The 26,785-nt window shown below is 61.5% G+C and carries 21 protein-coding genes; 9 read left to right on the plus strand and 12 right to left on the minus strand.

From position 1 onward, the window contains the following. Position 1: 1 nt before the first annotated feature. The 10 genes from C8D82_RS12490 to thiD form a co-directional block, all read right to left on the minus strand. Positions 2–4,027 carry a beta-galactosidase gene (locus tag C8D82_RS12490; protein WP_165833052.1) on the minus strand — a complete coding sequence of 1,342 codons (4,026 nt, stop codon included), beginning with the start codon at positions 4,025–4,027 and terminating at the stop codon, positions 2–4. Between the two features lie 22 nt (positions 4,028–4,049). Continuing rightward, the gene (locus C8D82_RS12495) at positions 4,050–5,207 is read right to left on the minus strand and encodes a prepilin-type N-terminal cleavage/methylation domain-containing protein (RefSeq protein ID WP_116884627.1); all 1,158 of its coding nucleotides are present in this window, start codon (positions 5,205–5,207) and stop codon (positions 4,050–4,052) included. A gap of 123 nt (positions 5,208–5,330) precedes the next feature. Continuing rightward, positions 5,331–7,502: a beta-galactosidase gene (locus C8D82_RS12500; protein WP_116884628.1), complete on the minus strand. Its 2,172-nt coding sequence runs from the start codon at positions 7,500–7,502 to the stop codon at positions 5,331–5,333. Positions 7,503–7,519: 17 nt separating this feature from the next. Next, a complete protein-coding gene (locus C8D82_RS12505; RefSeq protein WP_116884629.1) occupies positions 7,520–8,197 on the minus strand; it encodes a type II secretion system protein in 678 nt (225 codons plus the stop codon). A 35-nt stretch (positions 8,198–8,232) separates the two neighbouring features. Next, positions 8,233–9,345: a substrate-binding domain-containing protein gene (locus tag C8D82_RS12510; RefSeq protein ID WP_165833053.1), complete on the minus strand. Its 1,113-nt coding sequence runs from the start codon at positions 9,343–9,345 to the stop codon at positions 8,233–8,235. A gap of 217 nt (positions 9,346–9,562) precedes the next feature. Continuing rightward, on the minus strand, positions 9,563–10,585 hold the full coding sequence (locus tag C8D82_RS12515) for a hypothetical protein (RefSeq protein WP_133245189.1): 1,023 nt from the start codon (positions 10,583–10,585) through the stop codon (positions 9,563–9,565). Beyond that, a complete protein-coding gene (locus C8D82_RS12520; RefSeq protein ID WP_116884632.1) occupies positions 10,582–11,061 on the minus strand; it encodes a hypothetical protein in 480 nt (159 codons plus the stop codon). Before C8D82_RS12520 ends, C8D82_RS12515 begins: the two co-directional genes overlap by 4 nt. Then, positions 11,049–11,336 carry a hypothetical protein gene (locus C8D82_RS20735; protein WP_133245190.1) on the minus strand — a complete coding sequence of 96 codons (288 nt, stop codon included), beginning with the start codon at positions 11,334–11,336 and terminating at the stop codon, positions 11,049–11,051. The genes C8D82_RS12520 and C8D82_RS20735 overlap by 13 nt, the downstream gene beginning before the upstream one ends. Before the next feature lie 221 nt (positions 11,337–11,557). Continuing rightward, the gene (locus tag C8D82_RS12525) at positions 11,558–12,526 is read right to left on the minus strand and encodes an N-acetylmuramoyl-L-alanine amidase family protein (protein ID WP_116884633.1); all 969 of its coding nucleotides are present in this window, start codon (positions 12,524–12,526) and stop codon (positions 11,558–11,560) included. Positions 12,527–12,532: 6 nt separating this feature from the next. Next, entirely contained in the window at positions 12,533–13,378 is an 846-nt protein-coding gene (gene thiD / locus C8D82_RS12530) for a bifunctional hydroxymethylpyrimidine kinase/phosphomethylpyrimidine kinase (protein WP_116884634.1), read from the minus strand. Between the two features lie 79 nt (positions 13,379–13,457). On the opposite strand from thiD, the gene C8D82_RS12535 reads away from it, so the two are divergent. The 9 genes from C8D82_RS12535 to C8D82_RS12575 all read left to right on the plus strand — a co-directional run bounded on the left by C8D82_RS12535 (position 13,458) and on the right by C8D82_RS12575 (position 24,070). Further along, on the plus strand, positions 13,458–14,843 hold the full coding sequence (locus tag C8D82_RS12535; RefSeq protein ID WP_116884635.1) for a hypothetical protein: 1,386 nt from the start codon (positions 13,458–13,460) through the stop codon (positions 14,841–14,843). A gap of 121 nt (positions 14,844–14,964) precedes the next feature. Then, the gene (locus C8D82_RS12540; RefSeq protein ID WP_187144165.1) at positions 14,965–15,993 is read left to right on the plus strand and encodes an NAD(P)H-dependent flavin oxidoreductase; all 1,029 of its coding nucleotides are present in this window, start codon (positions 14,965–14,967) and stop codon (positions 15,991–15,993) included. Between the two features lie 28 nt (positions 15,994–16,021). After that, on the plus strand, positions 16,022–16,900 hold the full coding sequence (gene mreC, locus C8D82_RS12545) for a rod shape-determining protein MreC (protein WP_116884636.1): 879 nt from the start codon (positions 16,022–16,024) through the stop codon (positions 16,898–16,900). Further along, the gene (locus C8D82_RS12550; protein WP_116884637.1) at positions 16,897–17,472 is read left to right on the plus strand and encodes a hypothetical protein; all 576 of its coding nucleotides are present in this window, start codon (positions 16,897–16,899) and stop codon (positions 17,470–17,472) included. The genes mreC and C8D82_RS12550 overlap by 4 nt, the downstream gene beginning before the upstream one ends. A gap of 1 nt (position 17,473) precedes the next feature. Further along, the gene (locus C8D82_RS12555) at positions 17,474–19,453 is read left to right on the plus strand and encodes a penicillin-binding transpeptidase domain-containing protein (protein ID WP_116884638.1); all 1,980 of its coding nucleotides are present in this window, start codon (positions 17,474–17,476) and stop codon (positions 19,451–19,453) included. Positions 19,454–19,466: 13 nt separating this feature from the next. Beyond that, complete coding sequence (locus C8D82_RS12560; RefSeq protein ID WP_165833054.1) at positions 19,467–20,684, plus strand: Gfo/Idh/MocA family protein; 1,218 nt, start codon at positions 19,467–19,469, stop codon at positions 20,682–20,684. Between the two features lie 170 nt (positions 20,685–20,854). Further along, on the plus strand, positions 20,855–21,892 hold the full coding sequence (locus C8D82_RS12565) for a 4Fe-4S binding protein (RefSeq protein ID WP_165833055.1): 1,038 nt from the start codon (positions 20,855–20,857) through the stop codon (positions 21,890–21,892). A 17-nt stretch (positions 21,893–21,909) separates the two neighbouring features. Then, the gene (locus tag C8D82_RS12570) at positions 21,910–22,593 is read left to right on the plus strand and encodes a nitroreductase family protein (RefSeq protein ID WP_116884641.1); all 684 of its coding nucleotides are present in this window, start codon (positions 21,910–21,912) and stop codon (positions 22,591–22,593) included. Between the two features lie 106 nt (positions 22,594–22,699). Next, positions 22,700–24,070: a hypothetical protein gene (locus C8D82_RS12575; protein ID WP_116884642.1), complete on the plus strand. Its 1,371-nt coding sequence runs from the start codon at positions 22,700–22,702 to the stop codon at positions 24,068–24,070. Between the two features lie 41 nt (positions 24,071–24,111). Here C8D82_RS12575 and C8D82_RS12580 read toward each other — a convergent pair whose 3' ends face one another. Both C8D82_RS12580 and C8D82_RS12585 read right to left on the minus strand, forming a co-directional pair. Continuing rightward, positions 24,112–24,690 (minus strand): hypothetical protein, encoded by a 579-nt coding sequence (locus C8D82_RS12580; RefSeq protein WP_116884643.1) that lies wholly within the window; start codon positions 24,688–24,690, stop codon positions 24,112–24,114. Positions 24,691–24,779: 89 nt separating this feature from the next. Next, positions 24,780–26,780, minus strand: coding sequence for an alpha amylase C-terminal domain-containing protein (locus C8D82_RS12585; protein WP_206212508.1), 2,001 nt, complete (start codon positions 26,778–26,780; stop codon positions 24,780–24,782). Positions 26,781–26,785 lie beyond the last annotated feature (5 nt).

A 26,785-nucleotide genomic window follows, 5' to 3' on the forward strand; every position in this document is an offset into this window, starting at 1 on the left:
CTCACTGCCGGGGAGTGAAGCGCAGCAACTGCGGTTTCAGCGGCGCGAGAGTGAGCTGCGGCTCGAACTCCCGTTCGCGGATCAGGTCCCGGAACGTGCCGTTTCCCTCAAGCCGGAGCCGGCGCGGTTCAAAGTTGTAGTTTACGACATTCACCAGCCACGAACCGGTTCCATCCGGCACCATGCGGAAGAACACTCCGTCGTTTCCCTTTTCATGATCGACCTTCACCGCTGCCGGAAGCGCCTTCACGCTGCGGAGAATCTGAGCGGTCAGCGCTTCGGGCGTGAATGGCGCCGCCGGTTCCGTCCGGAAGCCGGCGGGAATGTCCTGTCCGTATTCATCCTGCGTCAGGCTGTTCCCGGCGACGGCGATCCGTCCTCCAGCCTCCGTGAATTTCCGCATTCCGTCCCGCGCCGCACGGGAGACATTCGGAGCGCCGGCAACATAGAGCAGCCGCACTTTGCCGAACTCCCCGCCCGCCAGCTGCCGCTCCGACAGAAAGCGCACCCGGTAACCGGTAAAACAGAGCGCCGTGTAAAGCCGGTCGACCTCTCCCCGGTAGGAACCCGGAGAAAGGATCGTCGCCGTCGGCGAATAGAGAATCGCGACTTCCGGCTCGTAATCCATGAATTTGCGGATCTCCGGCGCCAGCCGGACTCCGTCGAGGCCGGCAAGCGCATGGGCGATCACGTTTCCAGGCCGCAGAAAGATATTGCCGCCGAAATCACTCGCCGGATTCTTCCTGATGAAATCGTAATCGATATCCGCCCAGACCCAGGTGCAGAGCGTGCTCGCTCCGGTGATGAACTGCTGGAAATTGGCCGTATAGATATGATCGTTCGGAACCGGCCGGGTCTCCCGGTCCGGGATGATGTGATTTTCGGTATTGGCCACCGAAACGGATTTCGCGGAAATCTGCATTTCATGGGTCATCGCCGTCACGTTCCAGTCGGCGGCGTAGCGGCCGCGCCGGTAGAAGTAGTTGTCATTCCCGTTGTAGTCGGAGAAATCACTCATCAGCTCCGGGTCCACCCCCGTCACATACTCAAACGGCGAGCTGAACACCATGATCTTGGCATGGACGGGAACATCGGGCAATTCTTTTTTGACCAGCTCCGCCAGCATCCGGTGCCAGCCGGTGAAGGTCTCGCGTGAGAACGTGTAAAATTCATACAGCGAAGCCGGATCGTTGTCCCGAACCGCCTTCAGCATTTCATCGTAACTGCCGAAGTTCCGGCCGGCAGTGCGGTTAAACCCTGCCGGCGAACCGTGTCTGCGTTCGATATACTCCCGGAAACGCGCTGCCGAATAAGAATTGTCGGGATGACAGTTGGAATAGACCGGCTCATTGGAAAGGCAAATGCTGTGCAGCGCACCCAGATAAGGGCTTTGCCGGAGCTTTTCAAACAGTGTCGTGATATACCGCCGCATCATCTTCTGCGCTTCGGGATGAGTCACCTCGTACTTCAGGAAGCCGGAGGAGGCGGCCATCTCCGGGCATTGATCCAGCAGCCATTGCGGACAGTAATGCGGCGAGATCAGAAGCGCGATCTTCACATCGCTCCGATACGCCTTTTCCAGCAGAGGCAGCAGCCGTTCCTCCACCGCCGCCGAGACCGTCCCCGCCGCAGGGAACAGATGCCGCGGCCCGATCTCGACCTGAACGACGTTCCCGCCGATTTTCGGGAAAAGCGCGATGTCCCGGTCGATGTCGTTGAAGTGCCCGTAACCGGAAAAGATCACCGGACGGCGTTCCCGGCGGCCGTTTTCGCTGACGGCATCAGCGACCGGCCAGCCTTTCTCAAGGACAACCGGGCCGCTTTTGAACTTCCACGCCACCGGCAGGCTGCCGCCTCCTTTCAGGAATGAAAGTTGCTCCGCAAGAGCGGCGAGACTCTCCTCAAGCTCCCGGTGAACCATCGCGGCCTGCCGGGCGTAGTACTCCTTTTCCCCGTCGTTCCGGGCAAGCTCAAGCCGCCTGCGCAGGCGCGGCAGCCATCGTTCCAGAACCCGCAGCGGCACGGAAACGTATTCCGACCAGGCGCTTTCCCCATAATAACGGGAAAATTCCCGCCGCAGCCGCTCCGTTTCCGCGCAGAATGCCGCCACCGCTTCACACTGCTGTTCGTAAAGATCGATCCGCGAACCGGCGTACTTCGCCACCGGGACACCGTTGATTTTGAATTCGGCGGTATAGCTTCCGCGCGCCAGCCCGTCAAGCGGCAGGACTGCCGGGAAAAACACCAGTTCCCCCTTCCGGGCTTCCGGCACCATCCCCAGCTCGCGCGAACTCTTTTTCCCGTCGGCTCCGGTCAGCTCCGCAGCGATCCTCACATCCCCCGCCAGATTGGAACACAGCAGGCTTCCCCGTTGCAGCCCGGCGGAGGAATCGGCGGGAAAAGCCGCCCAGCACACCGGTTCGCCGGTATCGAGCAGCGCCTGCACATACCAGTCGGAATATTTCGCATCATGCAGTCCGGGCGTCAGGAAATGGACCGTCCGCTCTCCCTTTCCGGCCGAATCGTTGACCGCGACGGTAAAGCCGAATTTCCCGCTCTGCCGGAGTCCGCCCAGCAGTTTCCAGCTCAGGCGGGCGGCGACGAAATACCCGGCCGGAGTGCGCACGCCGTGCGCCTGCACCAGCTCCTCCGGCAATTCGCCGCCGTAAGGATCACTCCCCGCATCCCAGCACCAGTTGCGCACCCGGCCATCCGCGCCGACCGAAAAGCCGAGTTCCAGATCGGTTTCCGCCGGAGCGTGAAGGCGGCGCGCGCCGCGGTCGATGCGGAGCTGGACGCAGTCCTCCTTCCACATAGCCTCCCCGCTGCCGGGGCGGGAAGTGCGGTCAGTGACGGCAGCGAGAAAAATCAGGCCGTCGGAATCAAATGCGAGCGCGGTTTTCGCGGCAAACCCCGTCTTTTCCGCAGCCGTTCCCTGTGTATGGTCCGCATCGGCGGGAATCCTCATCGTGTGCATTCCCGCCGGAATCCCATTCAATTCCGCAAACTCCCCGGAGAAGGCTCCGGCCAGAGTGATCCCGTGCCGCTGCCAGGAAGCCTGCGGCAGGCTCCACTGTTCCAGCGGAGTGACGGAAAGATCATCCAGCCATGCGCCGTCGGTCCGGTCTTCGGAAATGATGACCAGAGGAGTGCTTCCATCCCGCCCGACCTCATCCGAAGCCAGCCGGAAACGCAGTTCGTACACCCGCCACACTCCGTCCAGCGGCTGAACCGACAGCCGATGGGCCCATTTGGAACCGACCGCAACCGTCACCCCCTGCCCCGAACCTCGCGCCCGGAGCCTGAGCAAATAGTCGACCTCGGGCGACAGCTTCACCGTCTGCGCAAGCGCGCCGAAGGTATGCGGCTTGCGAGGCGTTTCGTTGACGATATGAAGCGCCCCCGCACCGTCGGCGGCTATTTTGACCTTCGCGCCGCCGGAGACGCGGAACGACCAGCCGGCCGGACTCTCCCCGGCTTTTCCGTTGAAGGAACCGTTCGCGACCAGAGTTTTCTCCGCCGGAACGATATCGACCTTGTCGATGTCCAGTTCCCCGCAGACTCCCTCGACGATCAGGCGGACGCCGCAGCTCTCCCGCCCCTCCATCCGATCCGCCGGAATCCGCAGCGGCACGCGGAATTCGCGCCACTCCTCCGTGACGCCCGTGACCGGATGGCGGATCAACCACCCTTTGCCGAATGCCCAGCCGACATGGCCGACATTGCGGCCCCGCGCCGAAAAGACGAACACGTAATCCGTATCCGGCTTCAGCTTCACGGTCTGGGAGAGGAGGCCGAATGTATGGGGAATTTTCCGTTCCATGCGGCTGACGACCCGCAGGCACTTTTCCCCGTCGGCTCCCGGCGCCGAGGAGAAAACCGTGACCGGGGCGTCGTTGCTCCGCGTAAACGTCCAGTTCTCCGGCACTCCGTTGCCCCCGAAACTCTCAAAGGAGCCGTTCCGCACCGGCCCGGCGACGGCCGGCAATAACACGCATACCGCCGCGGCGGTCAAAAATCTCTTCATGGAAATCCGTCTCCTCCCGCAATCACATTTCATCGAGCAATTCAAGTTTTTCCTGCAAGTTATTGCCGCTCCGGTAGACATTCAGCCCGGCCCGGCCGCAGGAACCGTTGGCCCGCACCACCGTGATGCCGCCGCTGTGGGCAGGAGGCATCGGAAAACGGCCCATGTCGATTCCGGCCCGCAGAATCGTCTCGCCCGTCACGCAGTAGGAGAGCACCTCCCCTTTCAGGCGGCTGAAAGGCTTGTTGAAGCTCGGCACGCCCTGACAGCCGAGATCGGAGGAGTCGCGGATGTAAACGTAATCCGAAAAATTGGGGTTGTCCGTCCAGCCGCCGGTCGGCGAAGCAGGGCAGCGCAGGATTTTCGGGCGGTCGATGATCGTATCCCGGACGCGTTTGGTGTAGTCGAACGGCCCTTTTCCGCCCAGGTATCCCCCGGCAGTCAGCAGCCCGAAGCCGATATTGGGATAGGCCAATCCCCCTTCCGACAGCGAACGCGGTTCCCCGCCCGACGCATCGCCGCCGGTCACCGAATTGAAATGGCCCGGCAGCCTGTCGTTAAAATCATTCACATAAAGCTGAAGCCCGGTGGAAATCTGCTTCTGGTTTCCGACGCAGTTGATCTCCTGCGCCTTGCTTCTGGCCTTGTTCAGCGCCGGCAGCAGCATCGCCGCCAGAATCGCGATAATGGCTATCACTACGAGCAGTTCAATAAGAGTGAACTGCCTTACATGGCGGTATGCGGGGGGCGTGTCCGCCGCCCCCCGCGCCCCCTGCGTCCGGCAAGGTGCCGGTGCCGGGTACAGGACGGTCGACAGGCGGAGCAGCGGTCGGACGGCGGGGAAAGAAGATCCGCAATAACGTGAAGTTGTCTTCCCGCTTTTCTGCGGAAAAACAACTTCACGTTTTTGCTCCGACTTGCCGCTTGCAGAGCATTGGCAAAGGCGTGAGAGCTTGCCGAAAATAAGAGAGATGTCGGGGAAATTTGGTACGGGGAGAGACGCGGCGCGAACCGCCGCTTTCTCTCCCCCGAACCCCTCTCTTTTACGCAGAGCGGCATCCGTGGCCTGATTGTATATTTTACAAGTTATGTTCACGAGCAGCTCAATAAGGGTGAACGATCGGGCGTACCGGGCAAAACAAGCCGGACGGCAGGAGTTTTCATGCGGGGAAATTCTCATTTTTCAATCCTTTCAACTGACATGAAGTTGGAGACAACAGAGTTTGTTTTCGGCCAATCCGCTGGAATCCCGGCGCCGCAGCCGCCTGGTGCGGGGGGCGCCGGATTCTCCATTCATCGCCGGTTAGTTCAATTCGCCCAGCACCACCTGCCACGGGGCAAGACGGAAATTTGTTTTCACTCCTTCCGGCGTCAGCGACGCGGCATCGGTCATCGCACCGGGCTTGCCGGAGGCATCCCGCCACTGAAGCTCCGCCGTCGGTTCGTCGGAGAGGTTCACGGCGGCGACGATCCGGCGCCCGTCCCGCACCGCACTGCGGAAGAACACGTTCAGCGCCGGCTTGCCGTCGGCGGCAGTGAGAGTGACCGCCGGTTTCACCGCGAACTTCTCCAACTGCCGCGCCACTTTGCCCGCTTCAGCGTCGGCAATCGCCAACCGTTCGACCGATACGGCGGTGTCGTCGAAAATCGCGGTGTCGCGCTTCTTTCCGTAGGGTGTCAGCTCCGGGAGACCGCCGACCGCCAGCACGCCGCGGTTATCGTGAAATCCCTGCTGCATAAAGACCTCCAACCCGGCATACGCCTCATCCGGCAGATAGCGCACATCCGGCAGGATCAGGACTTTCAACTCCGGGAACCGTTCCGCCAGTTCGCCCGACGCCAGCACCTGATCGGGAATCACCACCGGCTGAAGGCCGGCTGCGGAAACCGCCGCGAAGGTCCGGTTCAAGGTTTCGATCGACTCCTGATTCCAGAGCAGATTGGCGCGGGAGTACAGAATGCCGACCTCCGGCTCCACCCCGGAAATCGCGGCGACGTCGGGAGCGAGGCGCATCAGGTCCAGCCCGGTGCGCACGTACTCCTCAGTGGCGCGGGGACGATAGCGGAAAAGGCCGATGAAAAGCGAATTGCGGTTGCTCCCGTCCCAATCCCAGTTCCACGCGACCGAACCGTTCAGCCCGGTCAGCGCGTCGGTGAAGAACGCAGCCCGCACGAATCCCGCCGGAACCGGATCGACGTTGCGGTCGCGCAGCAGGTGGTGTTCCGAATTGATCAGCGGAGCCTTGCGGGCGCCGAGCAGCAGCGAACGCGCCACCATCTGGTGCAGGAAGGAGTCCGCCCCCGGCCGGGTGCCGCCGTCGAAGCCGTTCAGTTCACCATTGCGGGTGAAGTAGTACACATCGACGCCCTGTATCAGGTCATACTGCTTGAAGTTGCGCTGGATCATCTTGGTCCCCTGCGGCTTGCCGGGCAGGTACTCCCGTGTCATTTTGCCGAGGCTCCCGATCCAGCCGGCCAGCCGGGCGGCGTTGAAATCGGTCCAGTCGTAGAGCCGCGGATCGAATGCGAACGGCACCCGGGGCGGCGCGAGCACCGGCTTGACCGCCTTGAAATCTGCGTACTCCGTGCCCCACTTCCGGTTCAGGCCGTCGATGGTGCGGTATTTCTCCGTCAGGTACTCCTGCCACAGCCGGGGCGTATCGACATCCTTGTGCCACAGGAACGCCACCGGTTCGTTGGTCACGCTGACCGACCAGAGCGCCGGCTGCGAAGCCAGCAATGGCAGAAACTTCCCGTAACACTTCCGCATCAGCTCCTGCGTGGCGGGGCGGTTCAGCCCCACGCGCAGGAAGCCGCCGAGATGGACCTTCGCATCGGGATTCTTATCGAAAAACCATTGGGGCAGGTAGTGCGGCGAAATCAGCAGATCCATCAGGATGCCGTACTTTTCCGCCTTGCCCGTCAGAGTGCGGAATTCCCGCTCCCGGCGGTCGTCGTAACGGTTCTCCTCCGGGTAGACGTGGCTCGGCCCGACCTCGGCCTGTATGTAGTTGATGCCGAGTTCCCCCAGGAAGTCGAGGTCGCTCCACATCCCCCGGAACGCGCCGAAACCGAACAGATAGACCGGCCTCTCCTCGGTCTTTCCATCCGGCCAGACCACGTTCTGCACCAGTTTCGCGCCGTCGATGCGCGGATATTCCCCCTTTTTCCGCACCGGAACCGGCACAGCGGACGCTTTTCCGGCGGCGATCGCCTGAAGCCGCCGGGTCTCCGCCGCGGCCATCTCCTCGACCTCCCGGCGCGCCGGTTCCCGCAGTTCCGGCACGTTGTTATAGAAACTGCCCTCAAGTTGCGACTGAAAGCGGTTGATCAGCAAATGGCGCATCTTGCCGTAGGCGTCGAGCTTCTTCTCCTCCAGAAACGGCTTCACCTCTTTGCGGTATGCGTCGAGCGCGTCCCCGGCCATCAGCGGCAGCGACGCCAGCGCGGCGGTAAGCAGCAGAATATGTTTCATCGTTTGTCTCCTGTATGTCAATCGATATTGATTCTGGTCGAATCGGTCACGGAAGTGCGCCTGCCGAATTCATAAACATTGAAGTTGGCGGGAAAATTGCCGGTCTGGACCCGGCCGTCCGCGAACAGCACATTCAGCGAACAGGCCGCGTTGTCGAACTTCAATCCGTTGTGAAGCCAGCGCCAGCCGCCCTTGTAGACCATGTGGTCGCTCATCAGGCCGGTGACCGGAGTCTTCCCCGCCTTGCGCGGCTTGTACTTCTTCGGCGGGCCGAAAGAGCCGAAATAGGCGTAGCCGATCCCGTTCGCCTGCCGCATATCCGCCGAATCCAGATGCTCCCAATCCCAGCCGCCCCGGCTCAGCAGCCCCGTTTCCAGCGGGCAGTAAATGATGCCGCGCGTGATGAAGTAAGGTTTGGTGATCCGCAGGAACGGCGCGGCATTCTGGCGGCTCCAGATGTATTCGTAGCCTTTGGCCTCCTTCCAGACATCGGCGGGCAGGCCGTTGTTCGGAAAATAGTCGCTGAAATCCCCCGCATACATCGTCAGCACGTTTCCCCACGATTTCAGGTTGTTCACGCACTGGATCATCTTCGCTTTTTCCCGCGCCTTATTCAGCGCCGGCAGCAGCATCGAGGCGAGAATCGCAATAATTGCGATCACTACGAGCAGCTCAATTAAAGTAAATTTTTTCATACCCCAATCCTTTCAATGTTACGGTTTCATGCCCATCAGCAGGATGCACGTTCGATCAATTCCATCGGCAGTCGCAGGTGGACGGCAGTATTCAACTCGCCTTTCACCAGCCCGTGCAGCAGCTTCGCGGCCTGGTAGCCGATCTGTTCACGGGCGCTCCGGATCGTGGTCAGCGGCGGTTCAAGGCGCTGCGCCATCGGCAGGTCGCCGAAGCCGATCAGCACCACATCTTTGCCGATTTCGAGCTTCAACCGCGCCGCCGCCCGGTAGACCCCCTGCGCCATGTAATCGTTCATGCAGAACAAACTGACCGGAGTTTCCACCTGCTTCAGGAACGCCCGCGCCATATCCGCCGGCCGCTCCAGCTTGCTCTCCATCGGCCACGACTCCGGGTTGCTGCCGTAGGCCTCGAAATCGACCGTGTAGGCTGCGACCTCCTCATCGAACCCCGCCTCGGTCATCGCCCGGCAATACGCATTGTAACGGTCGACCGAGCTGGAAGTTTCGCCGCGCGGGCCGAAAAAATAGACCGGGCGATTGTACTTTTCGATCAGGCGGCTGACCGCGACGAAAGCGCCGCTGTAATCGTCGCCGCAGACGCTGCTGCACTGTACGCCGGGCAATTCGCTCAGCGTCGCCACCGCCACGCCGGAATCCATCAGTTTGTTGATCACATCCACATACTCCTCCATAAAGTAAGGGAGCACGAAAATCCCCTGAATCCCGAGTGCGGCGGCATGTTCCAGAGTCCGCAGCATCGGCCCGTGCCCGGTCGGGCTGGTCAGCAATTGCAGCTTCATGTCGTGTTCGGCAACGTATTGCTTCAGTCCGGTGGTCACACTCGAAATCATCGCATCCGGGTAAGCCGCGTAGGCGAATGCCAGAGTGATCTGTTCCGGCGCAGAGTGTTCCGCCTCAACCTCGCGCAGTTTCTCCGGGTTTACCTGAAGCCGCTGGTTTCCGCACCGGGTCAGTACGCCGTCGTCCACCAGGTTGCCGATGATCCGCCGGATCGTGTGGCGGCTGGAGGAGTAATATTCGGCCAGCCGCTGTTCCGACGGCAGAAAGGTTTCGCCGCGAAAACGTCCGCCGGCCAAATCGGCCAGCACCACTTCCGCGACCCGGCTGCTTTTGCTGTGATATTTCATTCGGGCATCTCCTGAATCCTGTATTGATTTCGCTTTTATTATGGACCGGATTTCACCAAACTCCAAATCATAAAAGCGCAATTTGCGGATAAAGCAGAAAAAATCATAAATTTCGTACCGAATTTCGTACCAAACAAAATACAACATCATTCAAAAACATACCGCAAATACAACAAAAAAGCCGCGGATTTTCGCCGCGGCCATCAGGACCGGTCCGTTATTGCTTCTCTTTCAGTACGTATTTCATCTTTTCCCGGTCAAACGCCAGCTTCTCCTTGTTTGCAGTCACATAGTTCAACATTTCAGCCGGATTGTAAGCCCGCCCCAGCAATACGGAAAGCGGAGCGGCCATCTGTTCGCGCATATATCCCAACTCTCTCTCCCGTGAGGTCAACAAACTGAGCAAAGCCGTCAGAGCTTCGATATTCCCCTGCTCCGCGGCATACAAGGCATACCGGCTCCGGGAATGCACCTGATCAAACTGATGACTCTCCCACGCCTGTCTGGTGATATCAGCCTGGTCGATGTCCGGAAAATGCCGGATGGAACGGTACATTTCGCTGGTATTCGGATAGGTGATAAAAAGATCCACCACCTCCTCGCGTTCTTCCGGCGTGCGGGCGATCTGAGCAATGACGGTCTCCATCTTCTCCCGCCAGAAAATATCCCCCCTGCCCTTCTTGAACAGTTCAATGATTTTCGGCCTCGCCTCGGCGACCCAGCCGTTTTCGACCACCAGCTTGGCCAACGCGCCGTCGCCGGCATCCAGGTTCTCAATGATCAACTGCTTGTCGGAAGGCAGGATCAACTTCGGCAATGCGTAACCGAAATGATAATAGCTCCGCTGCGACAGGTAAGGCAGCAGAATCTTCAGATGCCCCGGACCGATTTTTTCGAGCATCGCCACCTGCGGATCCTCCGGCTTGAACGAATTCTGATCTTTTGTCGCCTCCAGAATCGCCCCCACATATGCCCGTATCTCGGCATCGGTCGGTTTATCCGGCAACGGTTTGATCTTCGCCAGCACTTCCGGATCGGCCACCCGCTCGACAAACCCGTCGGAACGCGCTTTCGGCTTCACCAGAAGCTTATCCAACTTCCCGTCCATCTTTTGCAGGCTCTGCTTCAAGGTTGCAATCTCCTCCGAAAGCCGTTTCAGCTCCGGTGACGGTTCCGGTTCCACGCTGGAACATCCGGCCAGCAACAGGCTTCCGGCCGCCAACATCACCCCATACCTCATTTTCCCTCCTCCCGTTTCAATACATAGCGCCTTTCAACGGCATCGAACCTCAGTCCGGCCCGGTTTGCCATCACATATTCCAGCATCGCCGCCGAATCGAACGGCATGTGCAGCAGCCGCGTCAGTTCTTCGCGCGCAAACTCCCCGCCGACAAAATCCAGCATACAATGATACTTTTCTTCCTCCTTCAACAGATAAATCAAAGAATCGACCCGTCCGTAACGCGCCGCATGGAACTCGAAAACCGCACGGGAAAAGGACATCTCATCCCGATGGTTGTCGCACGCTTTCCAGATGATCTCCTTCGCGTCGCCCTCCGGAAAACCTTCCATGGCGGGAAACATCTTTCCGGTCATCGGGCTTTCCAGAAAAACCGCCGTCAGTTCGGCCCGTTCCTCTGGTGTGCGGCCGATCTGCCCCACCGCCTCCGGCACCCGTTCCGCCCCGTTCGCCCCGCCGTTTTTCAACAACTGCACGATTTCGGGATCCGGCGCAATAAGTCAACCTGCGGGTCTTGGGAACCGAATACACGCTGCCCCCGGCTTGCCTCTTCAATTTCCGCCAGATATTCACTGATCTGCCGATCGGTCGGCTTCTCCGGCAGAACGCTGATCCCCGACAATTTTTTCAGGTCAGGATTCGGCAGATATGGAGATGACCTTCTCCAATTCTCACGGCTCCCTGCCGGCCCTCCGGTACAACCTGCCAGCACACTGAGCACGGCCACGACGGCCAACTCCGCGATTTTCATCTTTCCACCCCAACTGCCAATGGTATGATCTTTGCAATACATTATACCACAAATCAACATGGATGACAACAGCGGGAGCGATTATTTATTCATAATTCTCCGGCAGTTCCCGGAGAATTGCGCGGATTCTTCCTGCCACCGAAACTTCAAAGCTGATCAATGACGGTCTGAATCAACCGATTATCTGCCGGCCTGAGATGCATACCCAGCATTACCCGGCATTATTTCGACAGCGAACGGTGGTAGTTCAGGATGCCCTCGGCGAGGCCGCGGGCGAGCTTTTCGATGTAGGCGGCGCTGCCGAGGTTGCGCTCTTCGGCGGCGTTCGAGATGAAACCGATTTCGACCAGTGCTCCGGGGCAGCGGATATCGCGCAGCACCTGAAAGCGCGCCCGCTTCACCCCGCGGTCCGCCGCTTTGGTCCGGGAAAGCATCGAACGCTGCAGGTTCCACGCGAGGATGATGTTATTGGAATCATACCGGTTGCCGTTATAGGTGCGCGCATCCGCCTTGGTGCTGTTGCTGGACGGTGCTCCTGCCGGAGTCATGCAGTAAGTCTCGATCCCGGAAACCGAGCGATCCCCGGCTGAATTCACGTGCAGCGAAATAAACAGGTCCGATCTGGTCGACGCCTGAAGCGCCGCCCGCCGCTCCAGCGACAGGAACACATCGGAATTGCGGCTCATCACCACCTTGTACCCGCAGCTGCGCAGGATCGCGGCCAACCGCCGCCCCAGCCGGAGCGTGATGTTTTTCTCCTGTGAAAACTTCCCCGCCGCCCCCTGGTCTTTGCCGCCATGCCCGCAATCGAGGAAAATCGTGCCGACCGGATGCTTATAAGCTCTTTTCGATCCGAGCAGCGGCGTGAAGGTCTTGGTGTAGTCGGTCCGGCTCACATAAGTCGCGCCGCCCTTCATGACCGGAGAAAAGCACTGGTTGACCCGCACGCCGTTCAGGAACATATAACGCTTGTCCGGGTAAAGCACCATGCGGCTGCCGTTCCCGGTCACGTCGTAACGCCCCTTGCCCACGCGCAACTGCAACCCGAACTGCCGGGTCATGTCGTACAAATTGGAATACGCCCGCCCGTATGCCCAGGCGGTACGGATGCTAGGAGCAGCGGCGGCCAGTTCCGCCCCCGCGGCCAGAACCAATAAAACCCATGTGAGAAAAATCCGGAATCGCTTCATCACTCGTCAACGCTTCTCCAGCCGCACCGTGTTGATATGGTCCTCAACCGGCGGGTACATCGCGTTAAGATCGGGCGCGATCGGCACGCTTTCACGCAGCGAACCGGTCACGAAAGCCTTGGCTTCGCACACCGCCTGCTTCCACGGCATCTCCAGCGCGAACCCGGCGGCCAGCGCGGAAGAGAGCGTGCAGCCGGTTCCGTGAGAGGCCCCGTTTTCCGGAACCCTCGGCGCGCTCAGAGTGTAAATTTTCCCCTCGCGGCACACGAAGTCGGTCACGAATTTCCCGGAGAGGGCGTGGCCGGTTTTCAGCAAAACCGCCGCTCCCCAGCGGTCGAAACACTCCTTCGCGGCGTCGGCGAACTGGTCGGCGGTTTTCAGCTCGCGCCCCAGCAGCAGCTCGGCCTCCGGCAGATTCGGAGTGATCCACGCCGCCACCGGCAGCAGCAGCTCGCGCACCTTCGCAACCGCCTCCTTTTCCAGCAGCGCCGCCCCCGAAGTGGAGACCATCACCGGGTCGCAGACCAGCATCAGCCTGCGCTGCTTCACCACCTCCGCGACCGCCTCGACGATCGCCGCGTTGAACAGCATGCCGCTCTTTACCGCCCGCACCGGAATCCGGTCCAGCACGGTCTCGATCTGGCAGCGGACCCCTTCGGCGGGAATCGCGTCGATCCGCCGGACTTCCGCGGGATTCTGGCTGGTCACGGCGGTCAGCGCCGCGCAGCCGTAGACGCCATAGGCGTTGAAGGTGCGCAGGTCCGCCTCAATCCCCGCGCCGCCGCCGGAATCGCTGCCGGCGACGGTCATCGCGGCCGGGTATAATTCGGTTTTCGGATTATTTTTGCTCATGATTTGTCTTTGTCGGTTTTCCGTATTATATTCTGTTTTAAACTACATCGCAAAACAGAAAAAAACAACCCGAAAACCGATGAATATTTCCGGTATCCTGAAAAAGAGTCTCGCGTCAGCGCTGCTGGCGGCCGGGTTTTCCCTTGCCGCCGCAAGCAGTATTTTCACCGCGGACCAGGTGGAACTCATTCCCGACCGGGTCGGCAGCGACGCCAACGACACCGTCGAGGAGCTTAAGATGCTGGACCGCCAGCTCTGCGCCCTGCTGCGGGTCGGCAACCGGCGCAGCCCGATCCTGTGCCGGATCGCCTTCAGCGATAAAGTCCCGGAGGGCGAAGTCCTCCTCAAAAGCGCCAAAAACATCTGGACGATCGAATTCAACGACCGCACCCCGGAGTGGCAAAGGTCGTTCTCCATGCGCGGCCGCATTCTCGGCTGGCTGCTGGCGGCCAAACTCAACAACCGTTCGCTGGCCGCCTGGCCGGAACGCTTCCCCGCGTGGGTTGTCGCGGGCATCGATGCGCGCATCGAAGGGAGCCGCACCGCGGAGCGTTTCCTGCGCCGCAACCGCCAGCTGCCGCTGCTCCGGGCGCTGCTCGCCTGCGGTAAATTTCCTGATTTTCAGCAGACGATGCAGATGAATCCGGCCGAACTCTCCGAATCCGGGCTGGTCTGGTATCGCGAACTCTGCCGGGTGCTGGTCGATTCGGCCTCCACGTCGAGCACGCCGGTCGACAATGCTTTTCTGGACTACCTGGTGCTGACGGCCGCCGGAACCGCGGAGCCGGAACATGTGTTCCGCTCGACGCTGGGCCGTCTGTGGCTCTCCGCCGCCGAACGCTCCCCGCTGCCCGGCAAGCTGGAGACGGAGGGGTGGAAAGAACTCGGCGCCGACGCGAAAATCCAACGCTATTTGGAATACTCCGCCGAACGGCTCGCCTGGCATGAATTTTCTCCCCGCCCGGCGGAACTCACTCAGAAACAGCTCAATGAAATCCTGCAGGCCGATCTGCCGGAACTTGACGCCAACGGCGAACCGACCGGCAAGCGGCTCCGGGTCGACTATGCAGAACTGCCCGAGCTGGTGATACAGCGCCCCGACGCCTACCAGCTGCTCCGCGACGAGTCGCTTCGGCTCCGCAGCATCGTCGAAGGCAACGGCCTCGACTTCAGCCGGCTGCTGCGCGATCTCGACCTCAAGCTGCTGGCACTGCCGATCACCCGGGTGGAACCGCACGATCCGGCTCCCGCCGAGGAGTTCCGGCACGCGTTGCGGATGCTGCGCGAATCGGTGGAGCGCCGCGCCGGAATCGAACGATATCTGGAAGAGTTTGAACGCAGTGCGGAGTCGCCGTTCCGCTTTTACGAAAGCCGCATCCGCGAAGCCTCCCGTCCCGACGATTTCCTGATCGAACGGGCGCGGAAGTTCCTGGAACGGACCGAAGCGCTCTATCTGCAGGAGTAGATTTGCCGGTCCGGGACTGGCAAACCACCGCAGACAATGCTATATTAACGACTTGGCGAATCTTCCGACAGGGAAAGGGAACAGGTTCGCCGGGAAACAAAGGAACAATACAGGGAAACGTATGGAAAACATCTCGATGCTGAAGCCGCTCCTGAAACGCGGCAGCGAATTTCTCGGAGTCGAATATCCGATCATCTGCGGCGCCATGACCTGGGTTTCGGAGCCTAAACTGGTCTCCGCCGTCGCCAACGCCGGAGCTTTCGCCTGCCTCGCGGGCGGCAACGCCCCGACCGATATCCTCCGCAGCCAGATCGAAGAGGTCAAACAGCGCACGAAAAACAACTTCGCGGTCAACCTGATCACGATCGCCCCGAGCTACCACGCCCACCTCGAAATGATGAAGGACGTCAAAGCGCCCTTCATCGTGTTCGCGGGCAGCTTCCCGAAAGAGAAAGAGATCGAAGCGGCCAAGGCGACCGGCGCCAAGGTGATGTGCTTTGCTTCCACCGAGTCGATCGCCGAACGGATGATCCGCTTCGGCGCCGACGCGATCATCCTCGAAGGCAGCGAAGCGGGCGGCCATATCGGGCATGTCGCGACCACCGTGCTGGTCCAGCAGGTGCTCTACAAGTTCTGCGACCAGATTCCGATCTTCGTCGCGGGCGGCATCGGCACCGGCAAAATGATGGCCCACATGCTGCTGATGGGTGCGGCGGGCGTCCAGCTCGGAACCCGTTTCGTGATGACCGAGGAATCCAACGTGCATCCGAAATTCAAGGAGGCGTTCATCCGCGCCAATGCGCGCGACGCGATTTCCACTCCGCAGTACGATTCCAAGCTGCCGGTGGTGGCGGTGCGTGCGTTGCGCAACCGCGGCACGGCGGAATTCGGCGCGCTGCAGCTGCGGCTGCTCAAAGAGCTGGAAGCCGGCAACATCCACCGTCAGGAAGCGCAGGAGGAGGTCGAAAAATTCTGGATCGGCGCCCTCCGCCGCGCCGCCGTCGACGGCGATATCGAGATGGGTTCGCTGATGGCCGGGCAGTCGGTCGGCCTCGTCGACAAGGTTCTCTCCATCGGTGAACTGCTCACTGAGCTGCTCACCGATGCGGAGAAGGAACTCGCCGCCGTCCGGCGCAAACTCGGCTGCTGACCCCGGGGAGAACTGAAATCCAGAAACCATGGCACTCAATCGCAGCAGTCTGAATCGGCGTCTTTTTATGACGGCGGCAGCCGGAGTGGCGCTTCTGATCGCCTACGCCGGTTACCGCACACTGCGTCCGGGTGCAGGCAGGTTCTTCGGTGATTTCTTTTATCCCTATCTGGCGGTCGCCCGGTTTGCGGGCGACCAGGTCTCCAACCGCAGCCTGCTGGCCTACAGCCGCCCGGAACTGGCGGCGCAGGTGGAAAAACTGATGGCGGTCAACCGCCGCCTTTCCGCCGAAGCCGCCGCCGCCAAGGAGTTCGAGGAGGAAAACCTCCAGCTCCGCCGGCTGCTCAAGCTCGATCCTCCCGCCGCCTGGCGCTATGTCGCGGCGGAAGTGATTCTGCGCGATCCGGTTCTCTGGAACGAACACTTCACCATCGACCGCGGCAGCCGCGACGGCCTCACCAAAGGTTCCGCGGTCATCAGCGTCACGCCGGACGGGAGGCCGATTCTGGTCGGCATCCTGGAAAATGTCGGAGCCCGGACCAGTGAAGTGCGCACGCTCTTCAGCCCCGGCCTCCGTCTTTCCGCCGCGCTGGGTACGACCGGAATCACCGGAATCGTCAATGCGGGCGAGCGCCAGCCGACCTCCGACCATGTGCCGATCGGCTATCTTCCAAGCCATCTCGCCTATACGCTGCAGGAGGCGCTTTTCACCACCGGCTATGAGTCCGGCATCCCGCAGGGCCTCAAAATCGGTGAACTCTCCGCAGTCGAGGAGGTCAATCCGCGCTACTCTAACGCGCTCCATCTCTCCGGACTGCTGAAGCCCGCCGCACAGCTGAACAGCATCCGTTTCCTGCTGATTGCGGAGCGGGTCAGGCCTCCCGCCGGGGCGGGAGGTGGCCGATGAAAGCGGCCTTTCTGATCACCGTGACCGCATTGGCAATGCTGGCCGAACTGCTGGCCGGCAACGTCGGGATCTATCTGCCGCTGACCGCTTATGCGGTTTTCTACTTCACTTGTTCAATTTCGGCAGCGGCGGGAGTCGCGGCGGCGATCGTCGCCGGAACCGTGCTGGACCTGATCTACGGGCGCACTTTGCTGCTGACCCCGCTCATACTGCTCGCCGCCCTCGCCGCCGGCTGGAGCTTGCGCCGCAACCAGATGGAGACGCTGCTGGAAGCCGCCCTGCCCGGCATGGCCATCGGAGCGACCGCCGCCCTCGGTGCCGCCGCGCTCCGGATGCCCGGGGGGCAGCCGCCGTCTTGGCTGCTGCTCTGGCAGGCGGTCTGGTTCGGTTCGATCGGCCTGCTGTTGCTGCCGCTGACCGTATTTGTGCTGGATTCCGCCGCACGCACGCTCGGGCTTCCCGAGTTTCTGAAGGAAACCCGTTCCCGGCTGAATCGCAATCCGTTGGGCAGCCGCCCCCGCCGCGTCCGGGAACGGCTGGTCAACCCCAACCGCAGGAAGGAGGGAGAGTAAGATGAAAAAATCCCCTCCCCGCGTCAATCGGCGGCCCAATCCGATCACGGAATTTCTGCCGGAAGAAAAGCTGCGGATTCTTCTGGTCGGCCTCGTTTTTCTGGCCGGTTTCCTGATTCTGGCCGGGCGGCTGTTCGCCGTGCAAATCCAGTCCGGCGAGGAACACCGGGAAAAGATTTCGCGCCAGTCGATCCGCCGGATCCGGATTCCGGCCCGGCGCGGCAAAATCTACACTTCGGACTACAAACTCCTCGCCGGCAACAGCGCCTCCTGCAATCTGGTCTTCTACCCGGAGGAGATGCGGTTCAACCGCCGCCAGAAATCGATCGATTACATGATGGAAGCCGCCGACGCGCTCGGCAGGGCGATCGGACGCGAAAATCCGCTCTCCGCCGACTCCATCAACCGGCACCTCAACACCCGGCCCGGCCTGCCGCTGACGGTCTTCACCCGGCTCACGCCCCGGGAAACCGCACGGGCGCTGGAGGTGTCGCGCTCCTACCGGGGCGTCGATATCGAAGCGGATGAAACTAGGATCTATCCCGAAGGAAAACTCGCCGCCCACCTGGTCGGCTACACCCGCTTTGAAAGCCCCCGGCAGGCCCCGGACCGCAGCGACTTTTTCTACTACGTCCCCGACCTGGTCGGACGCGCCGGGATCGAAGCGGCCTTCGACCGCCTGCCCGGAACCGGCAAGGAAGCGCCGGAAGGGTCGCCGGAAGCGCCGCTCGGCCTGCGCGGCCTGCCCGGTTATTCGCTGGTTCAGGTGGATCACCTCGGCTTCATCCGCCAGACCCTGATCGATAAAATCGAACCGCGCCACGGCAACAATGTGATCCTGACGCTGGATTCGAAAGCACAGGAGATCGCCGAATCGGTACTCGCCGGGCGGCGCGGCGCATTCGTGCTTCTCGACGCCGACAACGGGGATGTGCTCGCCGCCGCCTCCACCCCCTCCTATGACCTGACTTTGTTCTCCCCGGTCATCCGGGCCGATTATTACCGGCAGTTGACCTCATCGCCCGACAGGCCGCTGGTCAACCGCGCGTTCAGCGGCAACTACACGCCCGGCTCCATCCTGAAACCGCTGGTCGCGCTGGCCTTCCTGAATGCAGGCGTTTCTCCGAACGCAGTCACCTTCTGCGACGGCAGCACTCCGATCGGCAATGCGCAGATCAAGTGCGCGTCATGGCGCAGCGGCGGACACGGACCGGTGGATATGGTCGGGGCGCTGGCCCGCTCCTGCAACGATTATATGATCGAACACGCCCTCAAAACCGGCCGGCAGCCGATCGCGGACGAACTCGAAAGCGCCGGGATCGGCCGTCCCACCGGCGTGGAACTGTCGGAAAATCGCGGCACCTTTCCCTCCGAAGCCAACAATCGGCGCATTCACCGCACGCCATGGACCGCCTTCGACACCGCTCTTTTGTCGATCGGCCAGGGGATTGTCACGGTTTCTCCGCTGCAGGCGGCGGTGTACACTGCCGCCCTCGCCAAAGACGGCCGCATCTGGAAGCCGCACCTTGTGGCTCGGATCGTGGATTCTTTCGGCAATACGGTGCATGAACGCTCCCCCGAACAGGTCAGCCGGCTCGATACCAACCCCGAATCCCTGGCCATCGTCCGCCGGGGCATGTTCGAAGTGGTCAACACTTCTCACGGAGGAGGACGCAAGGCCGCCGTGGACGGCCTCGAAATCTACGGCAAAACCGGTTCCGCCGAAGTCGGCTCCGGAGCCGGCCGCAAGCTGACGACCTGGTTCATCTGCTTCACCGCGTGGCGCGGCCGCACCTATGCCGCCGCAGTCATGGTGGAGGACGGCACTTTCGGCGGGCTGGACTGCGCCCCGCTCGCCGCGGAGTTTTTCCGGCGCTGGCTCGATCCGCAGCAGGCCGCTTCTCCGGCCGAAACGGTTGGACAATCCGATATCACACATTTATCATCACCCCAGGCCGGAAATTCCGGCAACGCAGAGTAAGGAGATTTACACTATGTTCAATGCCGCCATCATCGGCGTCTCCGGATTCGGAGACGTGCACTACCGGGACCTCGTCCGCGAACATGCCGCAGGCCGCGTCAACATCGTCGCCGCCACGGTGATCAATCAGGAAGAGGAGGCGAAAAAGTGCGACTTTCTCCGTTCCGTCGGCTGCCGCATCTACACCGACTACCGCGACATGCTGCGGGATTTCGCCGGGAAAATCGATGTCTGCTTCATCCCGACCGGCATTGCGCTGCACATGCCGATGACCGTCGCCGCCCTGGAAGCCGGCGCCAACGTCTATGTGGAAAAGCCGGTCGCCCCGACTTTCGCCGACGCCGAAAAAATGGTCGAAGCCTCAAAGCGCACCGGCAGATTCGTCGCGGTCGGCTACCAGACCATGTACCAGCCGGAAACCCGCCGGATCAAAGAGTGCGTGCTCTCCGGGCGGCTCGGTAAAATCCGGGTGCTGAAATCCTACGGCCTCTGGCCGCGCGACGACTCCTACTATCACCGCAACAACTGGGCGGGCAAGCTGACGGTCAGCGGCGCGCCGATTCTGGACAGTCCGGTCACCAACGCCTTCGCCCACTTCCTGAATCTGCTGATCTTCTATGCGGGCGACAGCTTTACCGGCACCGCCGAAGCCCGGAGCATTCAGGCAGGGCTTTTCCGGGCCAACCCGATCGAAAGTTTCGACACCGCCAGTTTGAAGATCGCCACGGCGGACGGCAAGGAGCTGCTCTTCTACGTCACCCACTGCAGCGAAGCCAACGTCAATCCGGTATCCGCGATCGAAGGCGACCTCGGCCGCATCGAGTACGATGAGAAAAACATGCGCATCATTCTGAACTCCGGGGAGACCGAAGAGTATCCGATGACCGGCTGGGAACAGATGCGGATCAATATCTTCAACCAGCTTGAAAAGAGGCTCGCCGATCCGGACGCCTTCATCTGCACCGCCGAAATCGCGATGAACCACACCCGCGTCACCAATGCGATGTTCGACTCCGCGACCATCGCGACGGTTCCGGCGGACTCCTTCCGGGTCGTCGCCGACGCCAACGGCGTCGAGCGCCGGGTGATTCCGGGTATCGACGACGCCATCCGCCGCGCCTATGCGGAAAACCGGATGCTCAACGCCGCCGACTTCCCGTGGGCCGTTCCGACGCCGGAATTCAGCCTCGACGGCTACCGCTCTTTCCGCGGCACGCTGATCCACGCCTGATCCCCCGGACCGGCAAAATACTGCCGTCGCATACGGCAGCCATGGTGCCGGTTCCCGGGTCGGATGCCGCAGGAAAAAGTGAAAAACAAAATTATTCGATCAGGCTAATTTGCAAAAAACGGTTTTGGAATTACAGTAGGAAGGAGGAAAATCACTACAGGAGAACTCTGATGCAGCAGCCTTTGCGGGTGCGGCGGAGCGGCAATCTGCTGTTCGCCGCCGCCGTTATTCTGATATTCTGTCTCGCGCGCCATTACCGGGAAAGCGCGCAGCCGGTTTCCGAACCGGCCGCCGAGGCCGATGTGCTGACCACCGGGCCGGAGTACGGCCATATCGTCGGCTTCGGCGGGCCGGTGCCGGTGAAAATCACCCTCGCCCCGGATTCCGGAACAATCCGGGCCGTCGATTTCCCGCCCAATGCCGAGGACGCCGATTACTGGAAGCGGGTGCTTGACTCCGGCGTTTTCCGCAAATACCTCGGCAAAACCCCGGCGGAAGCTGCCCGGCTGCCGATCGACGCGGTGACCGGCGCGACCTTCTCCAGCCGCGCCGCGCAGGAAACGATCCGGGCGCGGCTGGAAAAAGCCGCCGCCCTCCCCCGCGCCGTTCCGGCTTCCCGGTTCCAGTTCAACTGGTTCGACGTAACCGCGCTGCTGATGCTGGCGGTGAATCTGGTGTTCTTCTTTTTTCCGGCTTCCGGCCGGACGCGGGTCATCCTGCTATTCTGCAACGTGGCGGTATTCGGAGTGCTGACCCACTGCTATTTGTCCTTGTCGCAGTTCAACGGCTGGCTCCGGGTGACGCCGCACTGGAAATTCTCCGTCGCGTCACTCGTCTTTCTGATTTCCGTATTGCTCTCCATCTGGAAAGGGCGGAATTTCTACTGCGGCAGCGTCTGCCCGTACGGCGGAGCGCAGGAGCTGGCGGCCCGGTTCGGCAAAAAACTTGGAGTCAAGACCTATCCGGCCACCTTCCGCGGCGGTCCTTACCTGCGCCGCCTGATCCTCGGGGCAACGGTGCTGGCCGCGATCTGCGGAGTCGCGATTCCGATCGTCGAACCCTTTTCCGCTTTCCTGCCCGGAACGGCGTGGTGGATTTTCGGCATGGCGGCGGGATTTCTGCTGGCTTCGGTATTTGTGCCGCGGTTGTGGTGCCGCTGGTTCTGCGGCTGCGGGGCGCTGCTCGACTTTTTCCATAAAACCAAGTGAAGATACGGAGGAACCTTATGAGCTATGAACGCATTGTGATCCTGATCCTGCTGCTGCTTCTGGCAGCGGCGCTGTTCCGGCCGCAACCGGTTGTGACCGTTACCGCCCCGAAACCGGAAACCGTGCCGGAGGCCGCTGCCTCCCCGGCGGAAACATCCGGCCTGCCGGACGTGCTGACGGTGATTCACCAGCGTAAAAGTGTACGCTCCTACACCGGTGAGCCGGTCGGTTTGCCCGAACTGCGCGAACTGGTGCGGGCCGGATTCGCCGCCCCCACCGCCGGGAACGCCCGGCCGTGGGCCTTCGTGATCGTGACCGACCGCGCCAAACTCGACGCGCTCGCCGATGCGATGCCGTATGGAAAGATGCTGAAGAAGGCTCCCGCCGCCATTGCGGTCTGCGGAGTCGAAAGCGCGTTCCGTTCCGGCGAATCCCGTGAGATGTGGGTGCAGGACTGTTCCGCCGCCACCGAAAACATCCTGCTGGCCGCCGAAGGGACCGGACTCGGAGCGGTGTGGCTGGGCGTCTATCCCTATAAAGACCGTTCCGCCTCAATCAGCTCCATCCTGAAGCTGCCGGAAGGGATCGTGCCGTTCAGCCTGATTTCGGTCGGCCATCCCGCCGGGACGGAAAAACCCAAACAGAAGTACGACCCCTCCCGGCTCTTTCTGCAGCAGTGGGGGATGCCGTTCCGGCCGTAATGCGGTTTGCAAAACGGCAAACATCATGATATAATAAAAGTGTGACGGACCGGCCCACGGAAAGGAGCCGGCAACTTTGATTTATTCATTACGGAAAGAGATCGTCATGCACCAGGAAAATGCCGCCGAATTCGGTTTCCTCCCCGGCGCCGCCCCGGGAAAAAACGTACGGGCCTTACAGGAGGCGCTCGACCGGACCGGGACCGTGCGCGTGACCACGCCCGGCGTCTACGATCTTGACGGGACCGTGTTGATCGGCAGCGATACTGCGCTGGAGTGCGGCGCGGGCGTCTATTTCCGCCGGGCGGGTTCCTTCTGCCATCTGCTGCTGAACAAGGGCGCCCTCCGCCGGAGCTATGACCACGGGATCCGGATCTCCGGCCTGAAGGTGATCTGCAACGGCAACGATGTGCATTATACGGCGGAAATTCCCGGTTTGTGTTCGCATATTTCGTTTTTTTACGTGAAGGATCTGGTGATCCGGGATTTTGAATGCCTCGATCTGGAGAAGCGGGGATTCTGCATTCAGGTCTGCACGTTTGAAAATATCCTGCTGGAAAACCTGCATATCGAGGGGTTCAAGGATGGCGTCCACCTCGGGCCGGGCCGCAGGTTCGCGATCCGTCACGGCGTGTTCCGCACCTACGACGACCCGATTGCGCTGAATGCCTACGATTATTCCAACTCCAATCCGCAGTTCGGCTGGATCGAGGACGGCGTGATCGAGGATTGCTATGACCTCGACCAGCCGGCGACCACCGGCTTCTTCTGCCGGCTGCTCTCCGGGGCGTGGCGGGAGTGGTTCGCCGGAATGAAGGTTCGCAACTCCGATCTGGTCGCGCACGGCGGGCGGCTGTATTCGGTGAAGGGCGAACCGGATTTCACCGAGTATACCTCGCTGAACCCGCCGGAGCATGAGGACGGGATCGTCGCAGCCGACGGGATTCCGTGGCGCTTCGTGCAACAGGACGGGAGGCGCGACGCCTCCATCCGCAATGTGCATTTCCGGGATATCTTCCTGCGGAAGCGGCGGGAGCTGGCTTTCTGCATGCTGCTCGAATTCAACCAGTACGCCCGCAGCGTCTACCCCGGCGTGAAGGCCCCGGCGGTCGAAAACATCACTTTGGAAAACATCTCCGTGGAGGCCGGAGTGGAGTGGCTGCTGGAGAGCAACACGCCGTGCGGCAATATCCGCATCCTGAACTCCCGGCTGCCCGCCAGAGCGGTCCGGCTCTCCGAATCGCGCGAGGGGGAGCCTGACGGCAAGCGGACTTCGGTGCTGATCTCCGGCTGCGATTTTCCGGCCTCCGGCGGCACGCTGCTCGCCTGTTCCCGGAACCGGCGGGCGGCCCTGCAGGTCGCCGCATCGATGCCGGAGGAGAATTCCGCGGTGTTTGAACTCTCCGAAACGGTCGACCTGAAAAGCTGCGACATCCCGGTCCGCCGCACACCCGCCGGGATGATCGAACGCGTCTGACCGCGCCGCCCCGCTTACCGGAAACGGGGAACGGCCGGCGGTTACTTTTTCGCGTCGAGGGCGGCGGCGGCCTCAATCAGCTTCTGCCAGACAGGGTCTTTCTCGCTGCCGGATTCCTTCATCAGAGTTTTGACGACTCCGGCCACCGTGGTGGGACCGAACTTTTTCAATGCCACATGTCCGTCGCAGAACGCAATCTGCACATCACCGCCTTCCTTGAGAGAGGTCTTTTCGATGATGAGCGGAATCACGGAAGGCTTGCGGATCTTATTCAATTCACCCACCGCATTGCCCAGATAGGCGTAGCTGGTGTTGGCTTCGGTCAGCTTGTCGCCGTTGGCGGCTTTGCTGACGTAATCGTATGGGACGATCAGCAGCTTGTCGCTGGCGCCGTATGGCCGCAGTTCGGCCAGCCCGGCAGCTCCCGCCGCCGCCGGAAGACGGTTATTATGATCCCCCGCATACATGATCAGCATGGTCGCGAGCTGTTTCAGGTTGTTCGCGACCGCCTGTTCCTGCCCTTTGCGCTGCACCTTGCCCAGAATGCTCATCGGGCCGGCCGCCATCAGCGGCATGCAGGCGAATCCCATCAACGCGGTAAACAGCAAAATCCGTTTCATCGTAACATCTCCTTCTCTTTTGCGATAACCGGAATGGTAAATAGTATACCGGCAGCTGCCTTGCAAAGCAAGCCTTCCGGTACAAAAAACTAAATTCTTTTCAGGACCAGCGCGGTGCGGCTCGGCAGATAGAGCGTGATGAAAGCGCCGCTCTGCCCCTGCCGCGACCAGTAACGCTGTTCCGGCGCGCGGCGGGAGAAGCCGCCGAATTCCGGCGCGTCGGAGTCCAATACCGTCTCAAATTCCCCGGGAAGCACCTCAAAGCCGTAGTCGAAGTAGGAGTTTTCCGGGTGGAAATTGAAGCAGAAATAACAGTCGTCCCGCTCGAAAATCAGCACTTTGCCGCAGTCGTCGATCCGGACCGTCTGCACCCGGCGCCGGAAAAATTCCGGGTTGCGGTTCAGCACCTCCAGCATCGCGCGGTCGAAGTCCCGCAGGAAATGATACCGCAGGCCGGGTTCGTCCGCCAGCGACCACTGCCGCCGGGCGTGCTGCAGCGACCAGCCGTTGCCCTCGCGCGGGAAATCGATCCACTCCGGGTGGCCGAATTCGTTGCCCATGAAGTTCAGATAGCCGTGCCCGGCCGCTGCTGCGGTCGCCAGCCGGATCATCTTGTGCAGCGCGATTGCCCGGTCGACCGCCAGATTCTGCGAACCGGCGTGCATCGCATCGTACATCGCCGCGTCTGCAAGCCGGAAGATCGCGGTCTTGCCGCCGACGATCGCCTGGTCGTGGGATTCGACGTAGCTGATCGAGCGCTCGTCACGGCGGCGGTTGGTCAGCTCGTGGAACAAATAGAACATGTTCCAATCCTGGTCCGGCAGGTCGAAGAGCTTGAACCACATATCCGTGACCCCCATCGCCATGCGGCAGTCAAAGCCGATGCCGCCGCCGGAAGCGGGCGCGGCCAGCCCCGGCATGCCGCTGACGTCCTCGGCCACGGTCAGCGCGTCGGGGCGCACCTCATGGATCACCCGGTTGGCCAGCGCCAGATAGGTCAGCGCGTCCTCGTCGACGTCGCCGCCGAAATAGTCGTCATAGCCGGTGAACGTCTTTCCCAATCCGTGATGCAGATACATCATGCTGGTCACACCGTCGAAGCGAAAGCCGTCGACCCGGTATTCGTCCAGATAGAAGCGGCAGTTGGAGAGCAGGAAGTGCAGCACCTCCGGCTTCGCGTAGTTGAAGCACAGCGAATCCCAGCCGGAATGCTCGCCCCGGCTCCCCTCGTGGAAATAGGCGTAGCGGGTGCCGTCGAACTTCGCCAGCCCCTCGACCTCGTTCTTCACCGCGTGGGAGTGCACCAGGTCGATGATTACCCGGAGGCCGCAGCCGTGGGCGGCGTCCACCAGCGCCTTGAACTGATCCGGCGTGCCGAAACGGCTCGCGATCGCGAAGAAATTCGCAACGTGGTAGCCGAAGCTGCCGTAGTAGGGGTGTCCCATCACCGCCATCAGTTGGATGGTGTTGTAGCCGCTCGCGGCGATCTTCGGCAGGATTTTTTCGCGGTATTCGTCGAAGGAGCCGACCTTCGGCTCCTCCTGCGCCATGCCGACGTGGGATTCGTAGATCAACGGCGCGGCAGGCGTGGGCGGTGAAGCGTGCCGGAACACATACGGCTGCTCCGGCCGCCAGACGGTCGCAGCAAAAAGCCCCGTCTCCTTGTCCTGATCCACACAGCGCGCATAGGCGGGAATCCGGTCGCCCGAACCGCCCGGCCACTCCATGAACAGCAAATAGTGCATCCCGTGCCGCACCGTTTCCGCCGGAAGCCGCAACTCCCAGACGCCGTGCTCCAGCCGGTTCAGCCGATACTCCGGCAGCTTGCGCCAATCCGAAAAATCGCCGAACAGCGTAATGCGCACGGCGTTGGGCGCCCATTCGCGGAACACCCATTCACCGTCGCGGAAATGCAGCCCGAAATACTCGTGGCCGGAGGCGAACTCCGCCAGCGTGGACTTCCCGCCGGTCAGCCGCTTCACGGTCGCGACGGCCCGGCGGCTCCGCTCCCGGAGTTTCTCCCGGAACGGGGCCAGCCAGGGATCGGAGTTCAGCGGCACAGGTTCATTGCCGAGAGGCAGAAACTTCACTGCAC

The sequence above is a fragment of the Victivallis vadensis genome (genome assembly GCF_003096415.1).
Classification (GTDB): Bacteria; Verrucomicrobiota; Lentisphaeria; order Victivallales; family Victivallaceae; genus Victivallis; species Victivallis vadensis.

Bases quoted from the DNA above. Each gene is read 5' to 3' on its own strand.
- C8D82_RS12510 (WP_165833053.1), bottom strand. From the start codon at position 9,345: ATGAAATATCACAGCAAAAGCAGCCGGGTCGCGGAAGTGGTGCTGGCC.
- C8D82_RS12495 (WP_116884627.1), bottom strand. From the start codon at position 5,207: ATGAGAATTTCCCCGCATGAAAACTCCTGCCGTCCGGCTTGTTTTGCC.
- thiD (WP_116884634.1), bottom strand. From the start codon at position 13,378: ATGAGCAAAAATAATCCGAAAACCGAATTATACCCGGCCGCGATGACC.
- C8D82_RS12535 (WP_116884635.1), top strand. From the start codon at position 13,458: ATGAATATTTCCGGTATCCTGAAAAAGAGTCTCGCGTCAGCGCTGCTG.
- C8D82_RS12555 (WP_116884638.1), top strand. From the start codon at position 17,474: ATGAAAAAATCCCCTCCCCGCGTCAATCGGCGGCCCAATCCGATCACG.
- C8D82_RS12550 (WP_116884637.1), top strand. From the start codon at position 16,897: ATGAAAGCGGCCTTTCTGATCACCGTGACCGCATTGGCAATGCTGGCC.
- C8D82_RS20735 (WP_133245190.1), bottom strand. From the start codon at position 11,336: ATGAAAATCGCGGAGTTGGCCGTCGTGGCCGTGCTCAGTGTGCTGGCA.
- C8D82_RS12540 (WP_187144165.1), top strand. From the start codon at position 14,965: ATGGAAAACATCTCGATGCTGAAGCCGCTCCTGAAACGCGGCAGCGAA.
- C8D82_RS12560 (WP_165833054.1), top strand. From the start codon at position 19,467: ATGTTCAATGCCGCCATCATCGGCGTCTCCGGATTCGGAGACGTGCAC.
- C8D82_RS12490 (WP_165833052.1), bottom strand. From the start codon at position 4,027: ATGAAGAGATTTTTGACCGCCGCGGCGGTATGCGTGTTATTGCCGGCC.
- C8D82_RS12565 (WP_165833055.1), top strand. From the start codon at position 20,855: ATGCAGCAGCCTTTGCGGGTGCGGCGGAGCGGCAATCTGCTGTTCGCC.
- C8D82_RS12570 (WP_116884641.1), top strand. From the start codon at position 21,910: ATGAGCTATGAACGCATTGTGATCCTGATCCTGCTGCTGCTTCTGGCA.
- C8D82_RS12515 (WP_133245189.1), bottom strand. From the start codon at position 10,585: ATGAGGTATGGGGTGATGTTGGCGGCCGGAAGCCTGTTGCTGGCCGGA.
- C8D82_RS12575 (WP_116884642.1), top strand. From the start codon at position 22,700: ATGCACCAGGAAAATGCCGCCGAATTCGGTTTCCTCCCCGGCGCCGCC.
- C8D82_RS12505 (WP_116884629.1), bottom strand. From the start codon at position 8,197: ATGAAAAAATTTACTTTAATTGAGCTGCTCGTAGTGATCGCAATTATT.
- mreC (WP_116884636.1), top strand. From the start codon at position 16,022: ATGGCACTCAATCGCAGCAGTCTGAATCGGCGTCTTTTTATGACGGCG.
- C8D82_RS12580 (WP_116884643.1), bottom strand. From the start codon at position 24,690: ATGAAACGGATTTTGCTGTTTACCGCGTTGATGGGATTCGCCTGCATG.
- C8D82_RS12525 (WP_116884633.1), bottom strand. From the start codon at position 12,526: ATGAAGCGATTCCGGATTTTTCTCACATGGGTTTTATTGGTTCTGGCC.
- C8D82_RS12500 (WP_116884628.1), bottom strand. From the start codon at position 7,502: ATGAAACATATTCTGCTGCTTACCGCCGCGCTGGCGTCGCTGCCGCTG.